The organism is Patulibacter sp. SYSU D01012, assembly GCF_017916475.1.
In the GTDB taxonomy this organism is placed as follows: Bacteria; Actinomycetota; Thermoleophilia; order Solirubrobacterales; family Solirubrobacteraceae; genus Patulibacter.
In genome coordinates this window covers 498,591-520,202 of the sequence record NZ_JAFMTB010000002.1, presented here as the reverse complement: position 1 = coordinate 520,202, position 21,612 = coordinate 498,591, and the positions used below count along the sequence as shown (strand labels likewise).

Below are 21,612 nucleotides of genomic sequence, written 5' to 3'. Positions count from 1 at the left end.
GCGCGCCGCGGGCCGCGGACCGCCCGTAGAATCGGCAGGCGTGCCCCGGTCGCCGCTCCGCTCCACCCGCGTCCGGCGCCTGGCCGTGGTGCTCGCGGCCGCGGCGTCCGTCGTCGGCGCCGCCGGCTGCGGCCAGGTCGACGAGAGCGGGACCGGCGTCCGGGTGCTCGTCACCACCGACGACGGCGCCCGCACGGTCCTGGACCGCGCCGGGGTGCAGGCGACCGACGAGGAGTCGGCGCTGGCCGTCCTGCGGCGCGTCGCGCGCGTGGAGCTCGCGCCCGGCGGGCAGGCGCCGGCGAGCATCGACGGCGTCGCCGCGCGCGGCGCGGGCGCCTGGCGGCTGTGGCTCAACGGCACGGCGCTGCGCACGGGTGAGATGGCCGCGCAGACGCCGGACGTCAACCTGCAGCTGCCGCCCGTCCGCGTGACGCCGCGGGCGACGAAGGTCCACAACGGCGACACGCTGTGGTTCGACCTGCGGTCGGGCGCCGAGACGGCCAGCGAGCCGCGCGGCGTCGTCGGCACGTTCCCCGAGCCGTTCGAGCACGGCGCCGAGGGCAAGCGCTGGCCCGTCCGCGTCGAGTGCGCGGATCCGCGCGGTCAGGCGTGCCGGATGGTCCGCGACGCGCTCGTCCGCTTCGACATCCCTGCGGTCTCCAACCTGCTGCGCACGTCCTACAACCCCGAGTCGGCGCGCATCGCCGTCGGCACCTGGGCGCAGCTGCGCGAGGACCCGGCGGCCGGCCTGGCGGAGCGCGGGCCGAAGGACTCCGGCGTCTACGCCCGCCCGACGGCGGACGGCCGGCGGATCGCGCTGCTGGACCGGGCCGGCGAGCCCGTCCGCACGCTCGGCGCCGGCGCGGGCCTGATCTTCGGGTCGCGCTACCGCAACGAGCCGCCGAGCTGGGCCGTCACCGGGACCGACGCCGCCGGCGTGCTGCGGGCCGCCGGCGCGCTCGACGCGGCGACGCTGAAGGGCAAGCTCGCGGTCGCGGTGGCGGGCGGCGACGTGGTGCCGCTGCCCGTCCGCGGCGCCGCCGCCCGCTAGGGCCGCGGCGCCGGGTCCGGACCGCCGGACGGTCCGGACCCGGCGGCCATGGTGCTACCGGTCGACGCGCACCCGCACCGGGCCGCCGTCCGGGCGCACCCGGGGCACCCAGTCCGCGGGCAGGGTCGAGCAGCGCGCCGGACCCAGGTGCGCCAGCCGGCCGGTCCACAGGGTGCGGTCGTCCTGCGTGACGGTCACGCGGACGCGCCGCGCCTGCGCGTCGGCCCGCAGCGCGAAGCGCTCGCGCGGCGGCAGGCCGGCGCCGGGCACGAGCACGTTCGGGGCGATCCAGCGCAGCGGCGAGTCGAGCTGGATGGCCACCGGGGCGACGGGCCAGTCCGTCGACGACGCGCCCGCGGACAGCCAGGCGCTCACCGGCCCGGCGACGTGACGGCCGTCGAGCGCGGCGACGTCCGCCGTCTCGGCCGGGTGCAGCGCGTTGCCGGCGGCGAAGACGCCGGGCCGCGCGGTGCGCAGCGCCTGGTCCACGCGAGGCCCGCGCGTGGCGCGGTCCAGGACGATGCCGCCGCTGACGGCCAGCTCGTGGTCGGGGATCCAGTCGCCGGTGAGCAGCACGCGCTCGCACGCGATCGTCTCGGTCCGCCCGTCGGCGACGTGCTCCAGCTCGACGCCGACGACCCGGTCGACGCCCAGGATCCGCCGGACGCGCACGCCGGTGCGCAGCGGCACGCCGAACACCGCGCGCCCGCCGAAGGCGATCGGGCCCCACGTCTCGTGGCCGGGCAGCTCGGTGACCATCGCCACGGGGCGGGACCCGGCGTGGCGCAGGGTCGAGAGCGCGCTGTACGAGACGTGCTCGGCGCCGACGACGACGGTGCGGCCCGGCAGGCGCATGCCCTCCAGGTACACCTGCTGCTGCAGCGTGCCCGTGGTCAGCACGCCTCCCGGCGCGCGCACGCCGGCCAGGCGGCGCGCGGAGCGGGGGCGCTCGCGCACCCCGGTGGCCAGGACGATGGCGCGCGGCTGCACGCGCTCGCGGCCTGCCGGGCTGGTGAGCAGCGCGGCGGGCACGGGACCTGTCGCGTCGGGGTCCCAGCCGGTGACCATCGCGCCCGTGCGCAGCTCGGCGCCCGACGCGACCGCGCGCTCGCGCACCCGGGCGGCGTAGGCCGGGCCGGACAGCGGGCGGTGCAGGTCGCGCAGGCCGAAGCCCTGGTGGTGGCAGTGGCGGGGGACGCCGCCCAGCTCGGTCTCGCGCTCGACCAGCAGCACGTCCCGCACGCCGGCGGCGCGCAGGTCGGCCGCGGCGGTCAGGCCGGCCGGCCCGCCGCCGACGATCAGCACGTCGGGGCGACGCTCCCGCATCACGCCACCGCCTTCCGGGGCGCCGTGGGCGTGGCGGGCGCGGCGGGGCCGCCGTTCGCCTCGTCCAGCATCGCCTGCACGCGGGCGCCGCAGTAGAACGTCTGGCAGCGGCCCATCGTCGCGCGGGTGCGGCGGCGGACGCCGTCCTGGTCGACCGCCGGCACGGGGGCGCACAGCGCGTCGCGGATCTCGCCGCGGGTCGTGCGCTCGCAGAAGCAGACGATCTCGCCGTACGCCGGGTCGGCGGCGATGCGCTCCTCCTGCTCGAACGGGCGCGGGAACGCCTGGCCGACGTTCGGCATATGCACCTCCGGCAGGTCGTCGCGCGGGTCGAGCTGCAGGCCCTCGTCGCCGAGCATCCGGCACACCTCCTCGCCGATCGCCAGCGACGCCGTCAGCCCGGTCGAGCGGATGCCGCCGACGGAGACGTAGCCCTCGGGCGCGAAGAGCTCGAGCTGGTAGTCCTTGTGCTCCGTCGCCGCGCGCAGCCCGACGTACGTCGCGGTGATCTCCTGCTCGAGCAGCGCCGGCACGATCCGCGCCCCCGCGTCGAGCAGGCGCGCGATGCCGTCCGGCGTGGACCCGCGGTCCTCCTTGTCGGGGACGTCGTCGGCGGTCGGGCCGAGCAGCAGGTTGCCGAAGACGGTCGGCGAGACGAGCACGCCCTTCGTCGTGGCGGTCGGCACCGGCAGCAGCACGTGGTTGACGAGGGGCCGCGAGAGCTTGTCGAAGACGAGCAGCTCGCCGCGACGCGGCGTCACGGTGTAGCCCTCGTGCCCGGCCAGGCGGTGCAGGACGTCCGACCCCAGGCCGGCGGCGTTGACGAGGAAGCGGCAGGTCAGGACGCCGGCCGTGGTGTGCACGCGGAAGCCGCCGCCCGGGTGGCCGTCGTCGGCGCCGAGGCGGTCGACGGCGGTGACCCGGGTGGAGCGGCGCAGCTCCAGGCCGGCCTGCACGGCGTCGTAGGCGTACGCCAGCGGCGTGGTGAACGGGCAGACGATGTGCTCGTCCGGCACCTCGAGCGCGGCGATGGCGCCGGGGCCCAGGTGCGGCTCCCGCCGGCGCAGCTCCTCGAGGGGGATCTCGCGCACGCGGTCGTAGCCGTTCGCGCGGGCCTGGGCGACGATGTCGGGGAAGCGGGCGTGCTGCTCCTCGTCCCACGCCACGAGCAGCGCCCCGAGCGGCTCGATCGGGATGCCCACCCGCGCGCCGTACGCGTGCAGCAGCTCGTGGCCGCGGGCGACCAGGCGCGACTCGATCGTGCCGGGGGTCGCGTCGAAGCCGGTGTGCAGGATCGCGGTGTTCGCCTTGCTCGTGCCGGCGCCGACGTCGGCGCGCGCCTCGAGCAGGGTCACGCCGACGCCGCGGTGGCGGGTCAGCTGCTGCGCGATCGCGAGCCCGACGACGCCGCCGCCGACGATGACGACGTCGCGGTGCGGGATGGTGGTCATGTGGCCTCGGGGGAGTGCGGGAGCGGGGGAAGCGCCGCGAGGGCGAGGGCCGCGGCGCGCCAGCGGTCCAGGCGGGCGGCGGCGTCGGACGCCGCCATGCGCGGCTCGTGGGCCGCGGCGGGCGTCCACGGCGGCACGGCCTCGTGCGGGCCGGCGGCCAGGCCGGCCCCCAGGCGGGCGAACGCCGCGATGCCGAGCGCGGTGGCGTCGGGCAGCGGGTACACCTCGACGGGCGTCTGCAGCAGGTCGGCCTGGGCCTGCAGGAGCGTCGACGACCGGGTCAGCCCGCCGTCGACGCGCAGCGCACGCAGCGGGGTGCCCAGGTCGTCGGCGACCGCCTGCGTCAGGCACGCGACCTGCGCCGCGATGCCGTCGACGACCGCGCGGACGAGGTCGCAGCGGGTGGTGGACAGGGACAGTCCCACCCAGCCGCCGCGCGCGTCGGGGCGCCAGAACGGGGCGCCCAGGCCGGCCAGGGCGGGGACGAAGACCGCCTCGGCGCCCGGGTTCGCGTCGGCGCACAGGCCGTCGACCTCGGCGGCGGAGCCGGTCAGGCCGAGCTCCTGCAGCCAGTCGACGGCCGCGGCGGCGGTGTAGACCTGGCCGTCGAAGCAGTACGTCGGAGCGCCGTCGATCCGCCACGCCAGGCAGGCCGCCAGGTCGGCGCTCGAGCGCACGGGGCGGGTGCCGGCGTTCGCCAGGACGAACGCACCCGTGCCGTACGTGCACTTCGCCTCGCCGGCCTCCAGGCAGCGCTCGCCGAAGAGCGCGGCCTGCTGGTCGACGCACAGGCCCGTCAGCGGCAGCTCGGGGCCGAAGACGTCGGTGGTGCCGAAGTGCCCGGCCTGGTCGACGACCTCGGGCAGCGCGGCGGGATCCAGCCCGAAGGTCTCGCACGCCTCGCTCGACCACGCGGCGGCGTCCAGGTCGAGCAGCATCGTGCGCGACGCGGTGGCGGCGTCCGTCACGTAGGCGCCGGTCAGCGCGTGGACGAGCCACGCGTCGACGGTCGTGACGAGCGCGCCGGGGTGCCGGCGCGCCAGCCACGTCATCTTCGGCGCCGCGAAGTACGGGTCGAGCGGCAGACCGGAGATCGCCGTCAGCCGCGCGGCGCGGTCCGCCAGCTCGGCCGTGACGACGCCCGCGCGCCGGTCCTGCCAGCTCAGCGCGGGGCCGAGCGGCGCGCGGGTGCGCGGGTCGAGGGCGACGACCGTCTCGCCCTGGTTGCCCAGGCCGACGGCGACCACCGGCACGCCGGCGGCCGCGAGCGCCTCGCGGCCGGCGGCGACGATGGAGTCCAGGAGCTCCTGCGGGTCCTGCTCGACGAGCCCGGGCCCCACCGTGCGGGGGCGCACCGCGGCGCGCCCCTCGCCCAGCACGGAGCCGTCCGGGGCGACGACGAGCGCCTTCGTCCCGGACGTGCCCTGGTCGATCGCGAGGACGGTCATCCGTTCCGCGTGGGGTACGGCTCGACGGTGCCGACGGGCACGTGCCCGACCGGCGCGTCCGGATCCCCGGCCTCGTCGGCGGCCAGGCCGCCGTGGATCGGGTCGCGCTCGCCGACCGTGCGACGCAGGGCGCCGGGCGAGAAGACGAGCATGCCCAGGAAGACGACGACGCCCAGGCCGAGCACGACGCCGACGAGCTTCACCGGGTCGCGGAACTGCTCGGGCAGCGTCAGCGCCGAGAGGGCGAACAGGCACCACGCGACCGCGCCGACGATCACGGGCCAGGTCCAGCGACCCAGGTCCCACTTCGAATGCACCTCCGGCAGGCGGTGCTTCGTGAACGCGTAGAGCAGGACGGTGATCAGGTAGATCGTCGTCGGCAGGATCGTCGCGGCCGAGAACAGGTTGGCGAGGGCGTCCTCGCCGAAGATCAGCGTCAGCACGATGCCGCCGGCGAGGATCAGGATCGTGGCGGCGATCGGGGTGCCGGTCTTCGGCGAGACGCGGCCGAGCACCTGGTGGCCGGGGAAGCGGCGGTCGCGCGACATCGCGTAGACCAGGCGCGAGCCCGAGGTCATGATCGTCAGGCCGCAGACGAACTGCGCGAGCGAGATGAACGCGTAGGTGATGCGGGTGAAGACCTCGCCGAAGTGGGCGGTCATGATCGCGGCGCCCGGGGTGTCCGACGCGGTGATCTGCGCGACGTTCGGGATCGCGAGCGTCAGCGCGACGAGGAACAGGAAGCCGGCGCCCGTCGAGACGAGCACGCCCTGCAGCATCGCGCGGGGCACGACGCGCGCCGGGTTCTTCGTCTCCTCGGCCAGGTTGGCCGCGGACTCGAAGCCGACGATGGTGTAGGCGCCGAGCAGCAGGGCGATCATGAACGGGCCGTTGAAGCCCCAGTACCCCGACTCGCCGGCGTGGGTGCCCTTCGAGAAGAGGTTGTCGACCGACCCGCCGTCGTTGCCGAAGAGGACCGCCGCGACGAGCAGGATCGACAGGACGAAGATGCCGACGATCTCGATGCCGACGCCGATGTTGTTGACCACGGCGACGATGCGCTGGCTGAAGATGATCAGGAACGCCTGCAGGGCGAGCGCGATCACGGTCAGGATGCGGACGTTCTCGACGGTGTGGTCCAGGCCCGTCAGCGGGATGAGCGACTGGTCGGCCATGCCGTACGTGACGGCGACGATGACGATGGCCAGGAACGCGTAGGAGACCCAGCCGAACGCCCAGCCGACCTTCGGTCCCACCAGGCGCGAGGCCCACTGGTACGAGTAGCCGGCGATCGGCATCCGCAGCGCGAGCTGGATGAAGACGAGCGCCACGAGCGTCTGGCCGGCGCCGGCCAGCAGCCACATCCAGATGCCGACCGGCCCGGAGTTGGCGAGCAGCAGGCCGTAGCCGGTGAAGATGCCGGTGGCGATCGAGACGAACGAGAAGGCCATCGCGAACGAGCCGAAGGGGCTGATCGTGCGCTCGACCTCTTGTTCGTAGCCGAAGCGGCCGACGTCCTCGTCGGTCTCGGCGCGGGCGGGGGCGGTGCTCATGAGGTCTCCTCCTCGGTGGGGTTCTGGGGCGCCGGGCTCGTCGCGGCCCGCTCCGGGATGCGGGCGTGGGCGACGAACGTCGATCGGTGCGGCAGGTAGAGGTCGCGGGCGTACTCGACGGGCTCGCCGGCGAGCGTCCGCGCGGTGCGGGTGACGCGCATGAGCGGGGCGCCGACGTCGCAGCCCAGGTCGTCGGCGTCCTCGGGCTCGGCGGGCACGGCGTCGAGCTGCTGCGACGCGTGGTCGGGGCGCAGGCCGTACTCCTCGGCGAGCAGGGCGTAGATCGACCGGCCCTCCAGGTCGTGCGCCTGCAGGTCCGGCGTGCGCTCCACGGCGAACCAGGAGCGCTCGAGGGCGATCGGCACGCCGTTGGCGGTGCGCAGGCGCACGATCTGCCAGACGGGTGCGTCGGGCTCGACGCCCAGCGCGGTCGCCACGACGGCGCCGAAGCGCGCCAGCCGCGCCGGCACGCGGTCGCAGTCGATGAGCTGCGCGGCGGGCCGGCGGCCCTTGCCCAGGACGCCCTCGGTGAACGAGATCAGGACGGAGACGTCGATCGTGATCCGCGGCTCGCACGCGTAGGTGCCCGAGCCGTGGCGCCGGTCGACGAGGCCGTCGGCCTCGAGCAGGTCGAGCGCGGCGCGGAGCGTGGCGCGCGACACGCCGAGCTCCTCGCAGAGCCGGCGCTCGGCGGGGAAGCGGGCGCCCGGCTTGATCGCGCCGGAGCGCATGCGCTCCTCGAGCTCGTCGCGGACGGATTCGAATCGTTGTGCCGCCATGCAGTGGTCCCGGTCGGGATGCGGGCAACCTAGGGAGGTTCGTCACACGATGCAAACCACTTTCCCGCAAATTGCGACAATTTTCGCAAAGTGGTCCGTACCACTCTGGCCGTTCGGCGGGCCCCGGCGCGCGCCGGGACGGGCGACGGCGCCGCGTCGCCGACCGGGCGCGCGACCCCGTCGGCGCGCGGGTGGGCGGCCGCCGCCCACGCGCGGACGCGCCGGCGGGGCCGACGAGCGGGCGGAGCGGCCGCGCCGGCGGTCCGGCGCGGGGGCGATCCCGGGAGCGAGGGAGCGGCTAGCGGCGGACGCGGCGCCAGGGCTGCCGGTCGCTGCGCAGCGCCAGCAGCTCGCAGCCGCCGGTCTGGACGGCGGGGTGCTTGCAGCTCCAGCGGCCGTCGTTGGCCAGGCGGCGCAGGACGACGAGGTCGTCGGCGCCCGACCACGCGGCGGCGGTGAACGCGGAGCCCAGGCGCTCGGTCTGCGCGGGGGTGAAGCCGCTGTCCAGCACCCAGGTGCGCCGGCCGCTGAGCGTGGTCCGCAGCAGGTCGGAGCGGCTGCGCGCGCCCGTCCTCGTCCGCGGGACGACGACGTCGGACCGTCGCAGGGCCGGCCGGCCGAGCTGCGCGAGGGTCCCGCGGGCGCTCGCCACGGCCGCGACCTCGCGCGTGGTCCGGCCGCCGGCCGGCGCGACGAGCAGGCGGGAGCGGTCCCTGGCCCCGACGGTCCGCCACGTCACCGCGACGGTGCGGCCGTCGAAGTCCAGGCCCTGCGGAAGCGCCACCCGCAGGCGCACGGTCCGGCCGGCGCGCCGCTCGGTCGTGGGGCCCCGCAGCCCGCGGGCGGGCGCGCGGGCCGCGGTGGTGTCGGCCACGACGACCTCGGCCCGGCGGGCGTCGCCGGGGCGCAGCGTGCGCGAGAAGGCGATCCGGCCGCCGTGGACGGCGGGCAGCCGCTCGTCGAGCCTCGGGTCCGACGCCGCGGGCAGCGTGCCTCCGGCACCCGTCCGCGGATCGACCGTGTGGACGTCGCAGCCCGTGGGGAACGCGCCCGTCGGCTTCGTGCAGCGGCTGTAGGCGATGAGCGGCCCGTCGCCGGCGGCGTTCGGGCCGATGCTGGCGTCGAAGGGCGCCATCTGCGTCGGCACGGGCATGAGCGTGCCGTGCCCCGCCGGGTCGCGGACGACCATCGAGAACGCCCCGTCGGCGCCGCGGCGGCTCCACACGATCCAGCCGGCCCACGCGTCCACCGGCGTGTCGTTCGCCTCGACGGAGAGCACCGTGGGCGCGACCGGTCCGCCGGCGGAGGCGACGGCCGGCAGGGCCAGCAGGGCGGCGGCCGTCAGGACGACGGCGGGGCGGAGGCGGCGGGGCGTCACGATGGGTAGGAACCCTGCCACGCGCCCGGAGTTCCGGTGCCGCCCCGCTCAGCGCGCCGGCGCGTACGCCGGGTCGTCCTCGTGCTCGCGGAAGAACCGCACCATCGGGCCGACGTACGCGGCCGTCGGCGGGCACCGCACGCCGTGCCGGCCCAGCAGGGCGGTGGCGCGCGAGGCGTCGTAGCGCACCTCGTGGTGCAGGTACTCGAGCGACTCGCGCGGCGTGCCGCCGAGCAGGCGGCGCATCCACGCCACCCGCAGCGACGCGTCGACGAGCGACCACGGCAGGCGCAGCCGCGGCGACACGCCGGCGTACTCGCGGCAGAGCAGGCCGTACAGGTCCGCGGCCGAGATCGGCTCGGGGTCGACCAGGTGCAGCGTCTCGCCGGCGAACGCCGCGTCGCCCGCTCCCGTGACGATCGCGTCGATGACGAAGTCGACGGGCACGACGTTGAACGGCGCGCGCATGTGTCCGGGCTGCGCGGGCGGCAGGCCGCGGCGGACGGCCGCGGCGATCGTCCGCAGCAGGAAGTACGGCCCGTCGAACTTCTGCGTCTCGCCCGTGCGCGAGTCGCCGACGACGATCGCGGGCCGGTAGATCGTCGTCGGCACGTCGTCCATGGACGCCCGCACGAGCACCTCGGCGGCGAACTTCGTCGACTCGTAGTGGTTCTTGAACGCCTGGCCGGCGGCCAGGTCGCTCTCCGCCACGCGGCCGCGCCGCAGGCCGGCGACGTAGGCCGTCGACACGTAGTTGTGGCGCTCCAGGCGCGCGCAGTCGCGGCAGAAGTCGACGACGTTCTGCGTGCCCTCGACGTTGACCGACTCGGCGATCGGGAGCGGGACGGCCAGGTCGTAGACGGCGGCCAGGTGGTGCACCGCGACCGTGTCGGCCGCGAGAGCGCGGTACGTCGCCTCGTCCAGGCCCAGGCGCGGGCGGGTGATGTCGCCGGGAACGATCCGCAGCCGGGCGCCGCGGCCGATGTCGGCGGCCATCGCCTCGGCGCGCGCGACCATCCGCGGCTCGACGAGGGCCACGATCTCCGCCTGCGGGTCGGCGTCGAGGAGCCGGGGGATGAGCCGGGCCCCGATGAACCCCGGGAACCCGGTGAGCAGGATCGTCCGCGTCGCCATGGGCGCCACCCTACTGCTCCGTAGGGTCGTCGGCCTCGTGGCCGTCGGGGCGCACGACGGGCGCCGGGTCAGTCGACGAGTCGCCGTTCCGTCGCCCAGCGCGTCAGCTCGTGCCGGTTGGAGAGCTGCAGCTTGCGCAGGACGGCGGAGACGTGGTGCTCGACGGTCTTCGGGCTGATGGAGAGCCGCCGGGCGATCTCCTTGTACAGGTAGCCGCGGGCGATGAGCCGCAGCACCTCGCGCTCGCGGTCGGTCAGGCCGTCCAGCTCGGGGTCCGCCACGAGGGCCGCCCCGGCCTCGAGCCGGCCGGCGAAGGCGTCCAGGACGAAGCCGGCCAGCCGGGGGGAGAAAACGGCGTCGCCGTCCCGCACCCGGCCGACCGCGGCCACGAGCTCGTCGCCCGAGATCGTCTTCGTCACGTAGCCCCGCGCGCCGCCGCGGATCAGGGCGATGACGTCCTCGGGCTCGTCCGAGACGGAGAGGGCCAGCACCTTCTGGCCCGGCCGCTTCTCGTGCACCCGCCGCAGCACCTCGGCGCCGCCGCCGCCCGGCATGTGGACGTCGAGCAGCACGACGTCGGGCTCGAGCGCCAGGACCATGCGGACGGCCTCGTCGACGTCACCGGCCTCGCCGACGATCTGCGGGGCGCCGTCGCGGGACTCGAGCTCGGCGCGGACGCCGGCGCGGAACAGGGCGTGGTCGTCGACCAGGACGACGGTGGGGCGGCTCACGAGCGGTCCTCCAGGAGCAGTTCGACCTCGGTCCCCTCGCCGGGGGCCGAATGGATGGTGGCGCGGCCGCCGGCGCGACGCATGCGGCCAACGATCGACTCGCGGACGCCGCGGCGGTCGCCGGGGATGGCGTCGGGGTCGAAGCCGCGGCCGCGGTCGCGGACGAAGACCTCGACGCGGCCCGGCTCGGCCTCGGCGAAGACGGAGATCGCGACGACGTCGCCGCCGGCCGCGACGGGGTCGTCGTCCGCGGGGGCGGGGCACGCGTGGCGGGCGGCGTTGGCCATCGCCTCGCGCGCCGCGGCGACGAGGGCGGCGGTGCGGTCGTCGAGCGGGCGCTCGCCGCTCGTGACGACCTCGATCTCGACGCGGTGCTCGACCTCGACGGCCGCCGCGGCGGCGCGCAGCGCGGCCATCAGCTCGTCGTCGGGGCGCTCGGAGCGGCCCGAGAGCCACGTGCGCAGCTCGCGCTCCTGCCGGCGGGCGAGCGACGCGACGGCGCGCGGGTCGTCGGCGCGCCGCTGGATCAGCGCCAGGGTCTGCAGCACGGAGTCGTGCAGGTGGGCGGCGACCTCGGCGCGTTCGTCGCTGCGGATCCGCTCGGACCGCTCGGCCTGCGCCCGGCGCAGCATCCGGCGCCAGAACGGGGCGGCGACGACGAGCACCGCGGCGAGCGCGACGACGGTCTGCAGGACGCTGGTGCGGGACGCGCCGAGCGCGCCGAGCGACGAGAGCGCCACGAGGGCGCCGAGGACCACCAGGCCGACGCCGGCCAGCAGCAGGAGCCGGTCGCCGTCCTGGCCGCGCGGGCGCCGGCCCAGCAGCCGCTGCCAGCCCGTCGGCTCGGCGTCCTCGCCGTCCGGCAGGTCGACGGTCTGCGCCCAGACGAGCGCGCCGCCGGCCGCGAGCAGCACGAGCGCCCAGAACGAGATGCCCAGCGCGCGCTGCACCGCGAGCAGGGCGAAGACGACGCCGGCGAGCACGAGCGCCGTGCCCGAGAGCGTCTGCCGCCCGCTGACGGCCTGCTCCGCGCGGCGCGCCTGGCGCATCGCGACGCGGATCCGGCGGCGGTCGCGGGCGAGCCGCAGCCGCCCGGTCCCGGCCAGGGCGACGAGCGCCCCGCACGCGGCCACGAGGGCGGTCTCGGTGCCGACGCTCGGCGCCACGTCGACGGCCAGCAGCAGCGCCGCGACGAGGATCGTCGCGGCGCCGGCCAGCCGGATCAGGCGCTCGAGCGTCACCGGCTCCGCTCGCGCTCGCCCCGGCAGGCGGGGGTGCGCAGGTCGCTCTCGTCGGGCAGCTCGGGGCCGGCGGCGTACGAGCGGATCTGCGCGGCGGTGCGCCCGACGACGATCTCGCCGACGCCGACCTCCAGGTCCAGGTGGACCCGCGGCGCGTCGCGGCGGGCGTCCGCGTCGATCGTGTACCGCCGCTCGGTGCCCGAGGTGCTCCAGTCGCCCGCGCCGTAGCGCCCGAGGACCTGGGGGTTGCCGCCGATCCGCGTGTGCGTGTCGATCGTCCAGGCCACGCAGCGGGTGCGGGGCAGCCGCACGGACACGCGGCCGACGTCGACCCGGGCGGGGATGCGCACGCGGGAGCGGTCGGCGAAGGGCACGCGGGACAGGTCGACCGTCAGGTCGCCGGCACCCAGGCGGTAGCCGTCCGTGGCGCGCGCGACCGTCGTGGGACGGACCGTCCGGTTGCCGGCGGTGCGGTCCACGCGCACGTCGCTCAGCAGCGTCCCGGCCGCAGGCAGGGCGATCGCGAGCGCCAGCACGAGCAGCGTGCCGGTCAGGCGCCGGTCGTGGCCGGCGACGAGCAGCACGGCGCCGACGATGACGAGCACGATCACCGCGGGCCACGCGCCGAAGAGCGCGGTGACGCCCAGGCTGACGACCGCGACCGCGGCGAGCGCGCACAGGATCGCGATGCCGACCGCGATCGTGACGAGGATCCGCAGCACCCCGCCGGCGGCGCCGGTCGGCGGGCCCGGGACGTGCCCGGGGGCGACGGTGCCGTCGGGGCCCACGGGCGAGGGGCCGCGCGGGATCAGGATGGCGGCGGCGACGTAGAAGAGGAGTCCCGAGCCGCCGAGCACGAGCGCGGCGATGAAGCCCAGGCGCACGATCACGGGCTCGATGCCGTAGCGCTCGCCGATGCCGCCGCAGACGCCGGCGATCATCCGGTCGGTCTCGGAGCGGAACAGGCCGCGCGGGGGCGTGGCGGCCGGGCCCGCGCCGGACGCCGGCGGCTCGCCGGCCGCGTCGGCGCCGGCGGCGGGCATCGTCCGCGTGGGCTGCTCGTCCGCGCCGGGGCGCGGGGCGCCCACGGGCTCGTCGTCGGGGCGCTCGGGGTCGGGGGTGGGCGTGTCGGAGGTCATCGCGGGGTCCTGGATCGGGTGATGGATCCAGGGTGGCGCGGGGGCGGCCCGGCGCCTATGGGGGATGCCCCGGGCGGCCCCCGGGTCCGTCCCCCGCCGGCGTGGGGCGGCGGCGCGGCGCGGCCCCCGGGGCCGGCGGGCGCGTCCGCAGTCTGACGCCCGGGGGTGGCGGACGGCGCGCGACGGCTGCGATGCTGGCCGGGTGCTCGACCGCGCGGACGCCCTGGCCGCCCTCGACGAGGAGGTCTTCGACGTCGTGGTCGTCGGCGGGGGGATCACGGGCGCCGGCGTGGCGCTCGACGCGGCGTCCCGCGGCTACTCCGTCGCGCTCGTCGAGCGTCGGGACTACGCGGCCGGCACGTCCAGCCGCAGCTCCAAGCTCGTCCACGGCGGCCTGCGGTACCTGGCGAGCTTCGACCTGGGCCTGGTGCGCGAGGCGCTGCTCGAGCGGCAGATCAACGCCCGGCTCGCGCCGCACCTCGTGACGCCGCTGCCGCTCGTGGTGGCCACGACGGAGCGGCATCGTCCGGACCGCATGACCGGCGTGGGGCTCAACCTGTACGACGCGCTGGCCGTGGACCAGCTGCGGCCGGGGCGCCTGCGGCGGGCCACGGCCGAGCAGGAGCGGGGCTGGACCCCGGACCGCCACCGGACGCTGGACGCCGCGCAGGTCGCCGAGCACCTGCCGGCGCTCGCGGGGCAGGAGCCGCGCGGCGGCTGGCTCTTCCACGACTGCCAGACGGACGACAGCCGGCTGGTGCTGACCGTGCTGGGCGAGGCCGAGCGCTTCGGGGCCGTCTGCGTCAACGGCGTCGAGGTGACCGGGCTGCTCGAGCGCGGCGGCGTGGCGGAGGGGGTGACGGCCCGGGACCGCGAGACGGGGGACGAGATCGCCGTCCGCGCGCGCGACGTCGTCAACGCGACGGGGGTCTGGGCCGACCGGCTGCGCCCGGCCGAGCTGCACGACGAGGCCGAGGTGCCGGTGATCCGGCCCTCGCGCGGCACCCACGTCACGATCCCGGCCGAGCGCCTGCCCCTGCGCTCCGGGGCGATCGTCCCGTCCGGCGGCGGCCGCTTCATGTTCGCGCTGCCGTGGCTGGGCCGCACGCTCGTCGGCACGACGGACGAGGACTACGCGTCGGACGAGCTCGAGCACGTGCCCGCCCCGGCCGAGGACGTCGCGTACATCCTCGACGGGCTCAACGACTTCTTCGGCGCCGGGCTGACGGCCTCCGACGTCAGCGGCGCGTACGCCGGGGTGCGGCCGCTGATCTCGACGGGCGACCCGAAGCGCTCCGTCGACATCTCGCGCCGCGCCGAGCTGTACGAGACGTCCTCCGGGATGCTCACGATCACGGGCGGCAAGCTCACGACGTGGCGCCGGATGGCGAAGCAGACCGTCGACCGGCTGACCGAGCGCGACGGCCGCGAGGCGCCGTGCCGCACCGACGCGCTGCCGCTCGGCCAGCCCGTCGACCCCGAGCGCCTGCCCGCGGTGCCCAGCACGAGCGCGGCGGCCCGGGCGCAGCTGGCGGCCCGCTACGGCACCGTCGCCCGCGACGTGCTGGCGCTGGCCCGGGAGCGCCCCGAGCTGGCGGCGCCGGTCGTCGGCGACGGCCCCCTCGACCTGCTCGCCGAGGCGGTCCACGCGGTCCGCACCGAGCAGGCGCGCACCCTCGGCGACGTGCTGCTGCGCCGCACGCGGCTGGGGATCACGGCCGCGCGGTCGCTGCTGGCGGACGACGCCGCGGCCGTGCGGCGCGTCGCCGACGCGATCGCCCCGGACCGCGGGTGGGACGCCGACGCCGCGGCGCGTGCGACCGACGACTTCCGGGCAGAGGCGGCCGCCGAGGGGCTCCTGCCCGCCTGAGACCGGGTACGGCGTCGACGGTCTCGGGCCGCCCGACGCCCTACGATCCACGGAGACCGATGTCGAACGAGCACGAGAGCACCCCGACCGCCGTGACGGCCGTGACCGCGGCGCGGTTCGACCGCAACGGCGACACCGTCTTCAACCTCGCACGGCGGGTGACGGCGAGTCCGGGGGCCGCGTGGCACGCCACGGTGGCGGCCTTCTCCGCCGTCACCGAGCGGGTGCCGGCGAACGCGCCGGCCGGCACGGACGACCGCGACCTGCTGCTCATGGGCTGCTGGCACGCCCGCGGCCTGCTCAGCCAGACGGCGGCCAGCCCGGAGTACGCCGCGCAGCTCCGCGCGCACGACGAGGCCGCGGCGGCCGCCGCGCCGCCGCAGCCCCCCGTGGTCGCCGCGAACGACGCGCTCCCCGTCGACCAGCGCGAGGTGCTCGCGCTGCGCGGGCTGGCCGACCTGGACCACGCCGAGCTGGCCGTCCTGCTGCGCGCCGACCCCGGCCTGCTGGCCGCGATGCTCGCGCAGTCCCGCCTGATGCTGGGCGACGCGCTGCGCGGCAGCCAGATCGCGCAGGCGGCCCTGACCGACCCGGACGACCGTCACGCGCTGGCCCTCGCGGCGCTGCGCGAGGACGACCAGCTGCGGGCCCCCGAGGCCCGCGAGCGCCTGGACTCGTGGCTGCGCGCCGACGAGGGCAACCGCGCCGTCGTCGAGGCGATGGACGAGGCCGCGTCGGCGTACCGCGCCTGGACGCCCGGCCCGGCCCCCGCCGGGCTGCGCGAGGCCGTGATCGCCGCGTCCGCGCAGGTCACCCCGGCGGCGCCCGTCGCCGCGCCGGCCGCGCCGGCCACGCCGCAGGCGCCGGCCGCGGCCGCGCCCTCGTCGGCCGCGCCGCCCGCCGCCGCGGCCGCCCCGGCCGCGCCGTCGCCCGCCGCCGACGAGCCGACGCAGGTCCGCCCCGCGGCTGCCGCGCCGTCCCCGGCGGCCGATCCCGGGGCCACCGTCGAGTGGTCGTCGAGCGAGGTCGCGGCCCTCGGCCTGGAGGGCGCGCCCCGCGGCCGCGACGAGGCCCCGGCCGCCCCGTCTGGCGGCGGCCCCGAGTGGGAGGACTGGGACGACGACGCCGCCGCGGGCGAGCCGACGGGCGGCGACCTGCTCCAGCCCCTCGACCGCGACCGGGCGCGCGCGCCGCGCTGGCAGATCGCCCTCGTCGGGATCCTGCTCGTCGCGGTCGTCGTCGCCCTCGTCCTCATGCTGACGAAGAAGGACGACCCGACGCCGGCGACGCCCTCCACCGGCAAGAGCACGAGCACCCGCGAGCGCACGTCGACGCGGAAGCGCACCGGCACGGAGCGCGGCGCGCTCCCGGGCGGCCCGATCGTCGCCACGCTGCGCCTGCCGAACGCCACCGTCCACGTCCGCGGCTAGTGGCCGAGCCGCGCTTCCGGTCCTTCGCGGGCGGCGAGGACCTGCCGGCCGCCGCGGCGCTCGACGCGATCGTCGACGACGCCGCGCCGGTCGTCGCCGGGCGGCCCCGCACGATCGGCGTGATGGTCGCCAGCGTGGACGGCCACGCCGCCGTGCAGGGGCGGTCCGGCAAGCTCGGCGGCCCCGAGGACCGGGCGATCTTCCGCGGGCTGCGCGAGCGCGCCGACGCGCTGCTCGTGGGGCCGGGCACGCTCAACCGCGAGCGCTACTCCACGACGCTCGACGCGCACCAGCGCGCGGCCCGGACGGCGCAGGGCCTGCCGCCCGAGCCGCTGCTCGCCACGCTGTCCCGCGGCTTCACGCTCGACGAGGACGTGCCGCTGCTCCACGAGCCGCTGACCCGGGCGCTCATCTACACCGAGGCCGAGCCGACGTACGCGGTCGAGGAGGACCACGTCGAGGTCGTCCGCCTGCCGCGCGCCACCGGCGCGGCCGCGCTCGCCGACCTCGGTGCCCGCGGGGTCGGCCTGGTCAACTGCGAGGGCGGCCCCAGCCTGCTCGCGGCCCTCGTCCGCGAGGACGTCCTGGACGAGCTCCTCCTCACCGTCTCGCCGAAGCTCGCCGGCGGGGACGACGCGCTGACGATCCTGCGCGGCGCGCTCGGCGACGGCGACGGCCCGCATCTGCGCGCCCTGCGGCTCCGGGGCGTGTGGCGCTCCGGCGACGTCCTCTTCCTGCACTACCACCTCGCCCACGGAGAGCCCGCGTGACCGACGAGCTGACCCTGCGCCTGCGCGATCGCACCCTGACGCTGCGGGCGGGACGCCCCGCGCTGATGGGGATCGTCAACTGCACGCCCGACTCCTTCAGCGACCGGGACCGGCCGCAGGGGGTGGACGAGCGCGTGGCGCTCGGCCTGCGCCTGGCGCACGAGGGCGCCGAGATCATCGACGTCGGCGGCGAGTCGGGGACGACGCACACGCAGCCGGTCAGCCCGCGCGAGGAGATCGCGCGCGTGGTGCCGGTGGTCCAGCGCCTCGTCGAGCACGGCTGCCTCGTCTCCGTCGACACGTGGAAGCCCGAGGTCGCCGAGGCGGTCCTCGACGCCGGCGCGCACATCATCAACGACGTCTCCGGGCTGTACCACGCCCGGCTCGCCAGCGTGGTCGCCGCGCGCGGCGCGGGCATCATCCTGATGCACACGCGGGCGGACCCGAAGACGGAGCACTTCCCCGACTACGGCGGCCGCGTCGTCGACGACGTCCGCCGCGTGCTGAACGACCTGCGCGAGCGGGCGCTCGGGGCGGGCGTGCGTTCGGACTCGATCATCCTGGACCCGGGCCCCGACTTCGCGAAGATGCCCGCGGAGACGGTCGAGGTGCTGCGCGACCTGCCGAAGCTCGGCGTCCACGGGCACCCGCTGCTGCTCGCGGTCTCCCGCAAGTACTTCGTCGGCACGATCATCCACCGCGAGCCCGACGAGCGCCTGGCGGGCACCCTCGCCGCCCTCGGCTGGTGCGCCGAACGGGCCCGGTTCTCGATCGCCCGGATGCACGACGTGCGCGAGGCGCACGACTACCTCGACGTCCGCGACGTGCTCGACGGCCGCCGGCCGATGCCGTCCGTGGACCGCGACGCCGACGAGCGCCTGCAGTGGCTGCACGACGATGACGAGGACGACGACGGCGACGGCGGGGGCTCCCGCGAGCCCGCGGTACGCTGAACGGGTACCCGGAAGAGCGCAACGCACCGACCCCAGGTCCCTGGAGGCACAACCCGCATGAAGCTGTTCATCGACACCGGCTCCGTCAAGGAGGTCGAGGAGGTCGCCCGCTGGGGCGTGCTCGCCGGCGCCACCACCAACCCGTCGCTGCTCGCCAAGGCCGAGGGCGACGCGGGCGAGGCCATCAAGCGCATCGCCGAGATCGTGCAGGGCCCGACGTCGGCCGAGGTCGTGTCCGAGGATCCCGACCGCATGGTCGAGGAGGGCGTCGCCGTCCGCACGCTCCACGAGCACGTCATCGTCAAGGTGCCCTTCGGCCCCGCCGGCCTCGAGGCCACGGCGCGCCTGCGCGAGCTCGGCCACCCGGTCAACATGACGCTCGTCTTCTCGGCCGCCCAGGCGATCCTGGCCGCCGAGGCCGGCGCCACGTACATCTCGAGCTTCCTCGGCCGCCTGGACGACATCTCGATCGACTCGGAGTTCGTGCTCCGCGAGATCGTCGAGGCCGTCCACGAGAACTCCTCGGGCGCCCAGGTCCTCGCCGCCTCGACGCGCAGCCCGCTGCACGTCGTGAAGGCCGCGACGGCCGGCTGCGACGTCGCCACGGTGCCCTACAAGGTGCTGAAGCAGATGCTCAACCACCCGCTGACGGACTCCGGCAACGCCGGCTTCGCGAAGGACTGGGCCACGAAGCCCGAGCTGGCGGAGTGGCTGAACGGCCTCGTCGAGCAGTCCAAGAAGGGCTGAGCCGGCGCCGGCGTCCGCGCCGGCCCCAGCACCGGGCGGCCACGGCCGCCCGCCCCGACGGGCCGCGCCGACGCGCGGCCCGTCCGCGTTCTGCCGGCACGCGGGGCGCCTCGGTGGCGGCGCGCGCGGGCGCGGCCCGCCCGCGTTCTGCCTGCACGTGGCCGCCTTCGCCGGCGGGACGGGCGGGGCAGGGGCGATCGCGGGGGCGAGACGCGGGCCGCACGGGGTCCTCTAGGGTGTCGAGGCAGTCGCCGACCGCTGCGCACAACGCGGCCGGGGCCCACCGACGCACATCACCCAAGGAGGAACGTCCCATGACCGTCCTGACCCGCGAGGTCCTCGAGTCCAGCTCCCTCGCCGACCTGCACGCCCTCGCCGGCGAGCTCGCCGTCGACGGCTTCCGCAAGCTGCGCCGCGAGCAGCTGGTCGACACCATTCTCGAGCGCCGCGGCGGCGCCGGGGACGACGAGGAGCAGGGCGGTCGCCGTCGTCGCCGTCGCGGCGGGCGCCGCGACGAGGCCTCGTCCGAGGCCACCACGATCTCCGTGCCGGTCGCCGGCGACGACGAGGGCGACGAGCGCCCGGCGCGCCGCCGCCGTCGCCGCGGGGGCGAGGACGCCGAGACCGACGCGCCGCGCGAGCACGGCCGGTCGGACCGCGACCGCTCCGACCGCGACCGCTCGGACGAGGCCGAGACGGAGGGCACCGTCGAGGGCGTGCTGGCCATCACGTCGAACGGCTCCGCCATGCTGAAGGCCGACGACGGCACCGAGGTGTACGTCTCCGCCGGCCAGGTGCGCCGCTGCGAGCTCGTCGACGGCGACCGCGTCGGCGGCCCGACCCGCTCGCCGCGCCGCTCCGAGCGCTACCCGTCGCTCGTCCGCGTCGAGACGATCAACGGCCGCGCCGCCGACGAGACGTCCACCGGCACCCGCTTCGAGGAGCTCGCGGCGGTCCGCCCGACCGAGCTGCTGGCGATCGAGTCCGAGGACCCGACGGTCGCCGCGATCGCGTACCTGACCCCGCTCGGCCGCGGCTCGCGCGCCGTCGTCGTCGGCCCGCACGCCGCCGGCAAGACCGAGGCGCTGCGCCGCCTGGCCGTCGCGCTCCGCGGCATCGACGGGCTCGAGCTGCTGCCCGTGCTCGCCGGCGTCCGCCCCGAGGAGCTCGCCGACTGGACCGACGCCGGCCTGCAGCCCGCGGTCGCCCTCGACCTGACCGCCGGCCCCGACGCCCGAGCGAAGGCGATCGACGAGGTCGTCGAGCGCGGCCGCCGCATCGCGGCCCGCGGCGGCCACGCCGTCCTGCTGATCGACACCCTGGACGGCCTGGGCGACGGCGCCGCCCGCCGCATCCTCGCCGCGGCCCGCAAGCTGCGCGACGGCGGCTCGCTGACGATCGTCGCCACGCGCGAGACCCCGGCCGGCGGCGAGAGCACCGTCGTCCGCCTGGACGCCGCGCTGACGGCGACGCGCCGCTTCCCCGCCCTCGACCTGGCGGGCTCGGGCACGCTGCGCCCCGAGACGCTGGTGGGCGAGGACGGCGCCGCCGCCATCGCGAAGGCCCGCGCCGAGCTGGCCTGATCCCGGCGGCCGGGCCCCGCTGGTCCCGGCGTCCGGCCTCCGCTGAGGGCGGGGGCCGGGCCCGATGCGGGGCCGGACCGGGTCCGCGTCGCGGGCCGGATGCGGGTCGCGGGCCGGATCGGCGTCGCGGGCCGGATACGCGTCGCGGCCGAGGCGGTGGGGTCGATGGGCGTCGATGTTCGACGCCGAGCGACCCCACCCGCCGGGCCTCGACGCGGATCGACCCCGCCGCCCTGCGCGCCGACGCCCGTCGGCCTCCGCCGCCCCCGCACGACGAAGGGCCCCCGATCGGGGGCCCTTCGTCATGGCGGCACCGGAGCGCCGCGGGGATGGGGCGGAGGCCTAGCGGCGGTCGTCCACCGGCATGTAGGAGACCTGGAACCACGATGGCGCGGGGGCCAGCTCGACCGGCTCGTCGCCGCGGGACGGCTGGACGTACTCGAAGCGCTGGCTGTCCTCGTCGTAGCGGACGTCGAGCTCGCCCTCCTTCACGCGCTGGTCCATCCAGGCGCCGCGGAAGACCAGGCGGCGCATCCAGTGGACGAGCGAGCGCTCGGCGGGGCCGGACAGCTCGGTCCAGCACTCGTTGACGTGCTCGCCCAGGCGGGAGACCGGCTCGACGACCTCGCCGCTCACCGTCAGCTCGACCAGGTCCTCGACCTCGTCCCGATCCAGGCGGTCGTGGACGAAGCCCAGCCGGACGGCGGCCTGCTCGCAGCGCTCGGCGAAGTCGCGCTCGTTGAAGGTGAACCGGAGATCTCCGTACTCGAGGACGAAGTCCTCGCCGGAGTCGTAGTTCCCGTTGAAGGTGGAATCCATGAAGCTCGTTGGACGCGGTGGGGCGGAGGCGGCAACGAAGCCGACCCACACGACAATTGTGTGCCCCGGAGCGCACGGCGGCAACCGCGTTCCAAGGCCCGGCGGATCCTAGACGGGGGTCTCGACGGCGCACGAGTCTGGTTTCCGTGTTGCATCGGCCGCGATCGTGTATGGCGGTCGGTGCCGCCGCCGGGCGCTGCGCCGCGACG

18 protein-coding genes are annotated in these 21,612 nt (G+C 76.8%); 7 read left to right on the top strand and 11 right to left on the bottom strand.

What is annotated here, in order from left to right; translation table 11 throughout:
• Positions 1–40: 40 nt before the first annotated feature.
• Positions 41–1,051: a hypothetical protein gene (locus J3P29_RS11850; protein WP_210493611.1), complete on the top strand. Its 1,011-nt coding sequence runs from the start codon at positions 41–43 to the stop codon at positions 1,049–1,051.
• Between the two features lie 54 nt (positions 1,052–1,105).
• Here the strand turns inward: J3P29_RS11850 and J3P29_RS11845 are convergent, their stop codons facing one another.
• From J3P29_RS11845 to J3P29_RS11800, 10 genes are all read right to left on the bottom strand, one after another.
• Positions 1,106–2,377, bottom strand: a complete 1,272-nt coding sequence (locus J3P29_RS11845; RefSeq protein ID WP_210493610.1) for an FAD-dependent oxidoreductase — start codon at positions 2,375–2,377, stop codon at positions 1,106–1,108.
• Positions 2,377–3,828: an NAD(P)/FAD-dependent oxidoreductase gene (locus J3P29_RS11840; protein ID WP_210493609.1), complete on the bottom strand. Its 1,452-nt coding sequence runs from the start codon at positions 3,826–3,828 to the stop codon at positions 2,377–2,379. The genes J3P29_RS11845 and J3P29_RS11840 overlap by 1 nt, the downstream gene beginning before the upstream one ends.
• A complete protein-coding gene (locus J3P29_RS11835; RefSeq protein WP_210493608.1) occupies positions 3,825–5,276 on the bottom strand; it encodes an FGGY family carbohydrate kinase in 1,452 nt (483 codons plus the stop codon). The genes J3P29_RS11840 and J3P29_RS11835 overlap by 4 nt, the downstream gene beginning before the upstream one ends.
• The gene (locus tag J3P29_RS11830; RefSeq protein ID WP_210493607.1) at positions 5,273–6,829 is read right to left on the bottom strand and encodes an APC family permease; all 1,557 of its coding nucleotides are present in this window, start codon (positions 6,827–6,829) and stop codon (positions 5,273–5,275) included. Before J3P29_RS11830 ends, J3P29_RS11835 begins: the two co-directional genes overlap by 4 nt.
• Entirely contained in the window at positions 6,826–7,608 is a 783-nt protein-coding gene (locus J3P29_RS11825; RefSeq protein ID WP_210493606.1) for a GntR family transcriptional regulator, read from the bottom strand. Before J3P29_RS11825 ends, J3P29_RS11830 begins: the two co-directional genes overlap by 4 nt.
• A gap of 298 nt (positions 7,609–7,906) precedes the next feature.
• Positions 7,907–8,986 (bottom strand): hypothetical protein, encoded by a 1,080-nt coding sequence (locus J3P29_RS11820; protein ID WP_210493605.1) that lies wholly within the window; start codon positions 8,984–8,986, stop codon positions 7,907–7,909.
• Between the two features lie 48 nt (positions 8,987–9,034).
• The gene (locus J3P29_RS11815; protein WP_210493604.1) at positions 9,035–10,120 is read right to left on the bottom strand and encodes an SDR family oxidoreductase; all 1,086 of its coding nucleotides are present in this window, start codon (positions 10,118–10,120) and stop codon (positions 9,035–9,037) included.
• 68 nt (positions 10,121–10,188) lie between these two features.
• A complete protein-coding gene (locus J3P29_RS11810) occupies positions 10,189–10,851 on the bottom strand; it encodes a response regulator transcription factor (protein WP_210493603.1) in 663 nt (220 codons plus the stop codon).
• Entirely contained in the window at positions 10,848–12,092 is a 1,245-nt protein-coding gene (locus tag J3P29_RS20770; RefSeq protein ID WP_210493602.1) for an ATP-binding protein, read from the bottom strand. Before J3P29_RS20770 ends, J3P29_RS11810 begins: the two co-directional genes overlap by 4 nt.
• Positions 12,089–13,231: a PspC domain-containing protein gene (locus tag J3P29_RS11800; RefSeq protein WP_210493600.1), complete on the bottom strand. Its 1,143-nt coding sequence runs from the start codon at positions 13,229–13,231 to the stop codon at positions 12,089–12,091. The genes J3P29_RS20770 and J3P29_RS11800 overlap by 4 nt, the downstream gene beginning before the upstream one ends.
• 202 nt (positions 13,232–13,433) lie before the next feature.
• Here J3P29_RS11800 and J3P29_RS11795 point away from each other — a divergent pair, with 202 nt between their 5' ends.
• The 6 genes from J3P29_RS11795 to J3P29_RS11770 all read left to right on the top strand — a co-directional run bounded on the left by J3P29_RS11795 (position 13,434) and on the right by J3P29_RS11770 (position 20,584).
• Positions 13,434–15,101: a glycerol-3-phosphate dehydrogenase/oxidase gene (locus J3P29_RS11795; RefSeq protein WP_210493599.1), complete on the top strand. Its 1,668-nt coding sequence runs from the start codon at positions 13,434–13,436 to the stop codon at positions 15,099–15,101.
• Between the two features lie 59 nt (positions 15,102–15,160).
• Positions 15,161–16,531: a sigma-70 region 4 domain-containing protein gene (locus J3P29_RS11790; RefSeq protein WP_210493598.1), complete on the top strand. Its 1,371-nt coding sequence runs from the start codon at positions 15,161–15,163 to the stop codon at positions 16,529–16,531.
• Positions 16,531–17,301, top strand: a complete 771-nt coding sequence (locus tag J3P29_RS11785) for a dihydrofolate reductase family protein (protein WP_210493596.1) — start codon at positions 16,531–16,533, stop codon at positions 17,299–17,301. Before J3P29_RS11790 ends, J3P29_RS11785 begins: the two co-directional genes overlap by 1 nt.
• On the top strand, positions 17,298–18,254 hold the full coding sequence (folP, locus tag J3P29_RS11780; protein ID WP_349239832.1) for a dihydropteroate synthase: 957 nt from the start codon (positions 17,298–17,300) through the stop codon (positions 18,252–18,254). Before J3P29_RS11785 ends, folP begins: the two co-directional genes overlap by 4 nt.
• 57 nt (positions 18,255–18,311) lie before the next feature.
• Positions 18,312–19,001 (top strand): transaldolase family protein, encoded by a 690-nt coding sequence (locus tag J3P29_RS11775; protein WP_210493595.1) that lies wholly within the window; start codon positions 18,312–18,314, stop codon positions 18,999–19,001.
• A 314-nt stretch (positions 19,002–19,315) separates the two neighbouring features.
• A complete protein-coding gene (locus J3P29_RS11770) occupies positions 19,316–20,584 on the top strand; it encodes a Rho termination factor N-terminal domain-containing protein (RefSeq protein WP_210493593.1) in 1,269 nt (422 codons plus the stop codon).
• Between the two features lie 342 nt (positions 20,585–20,926).
• Here the strand turns inward: J3P29_RS11770 and J3P29_RS11765 are convergent, their stop codons facing one another.
• Entirely contained in the window at positions 20,927–21,403 is a 477-nt protein-coding gene (locus J3P29_RS11765) for a hypothetical protein (protein ID WP_210493592.1), read from the bottom strand.
• Between the last annotated feature and the right edge of the window lie 209 nt (positions 21,404–21,612).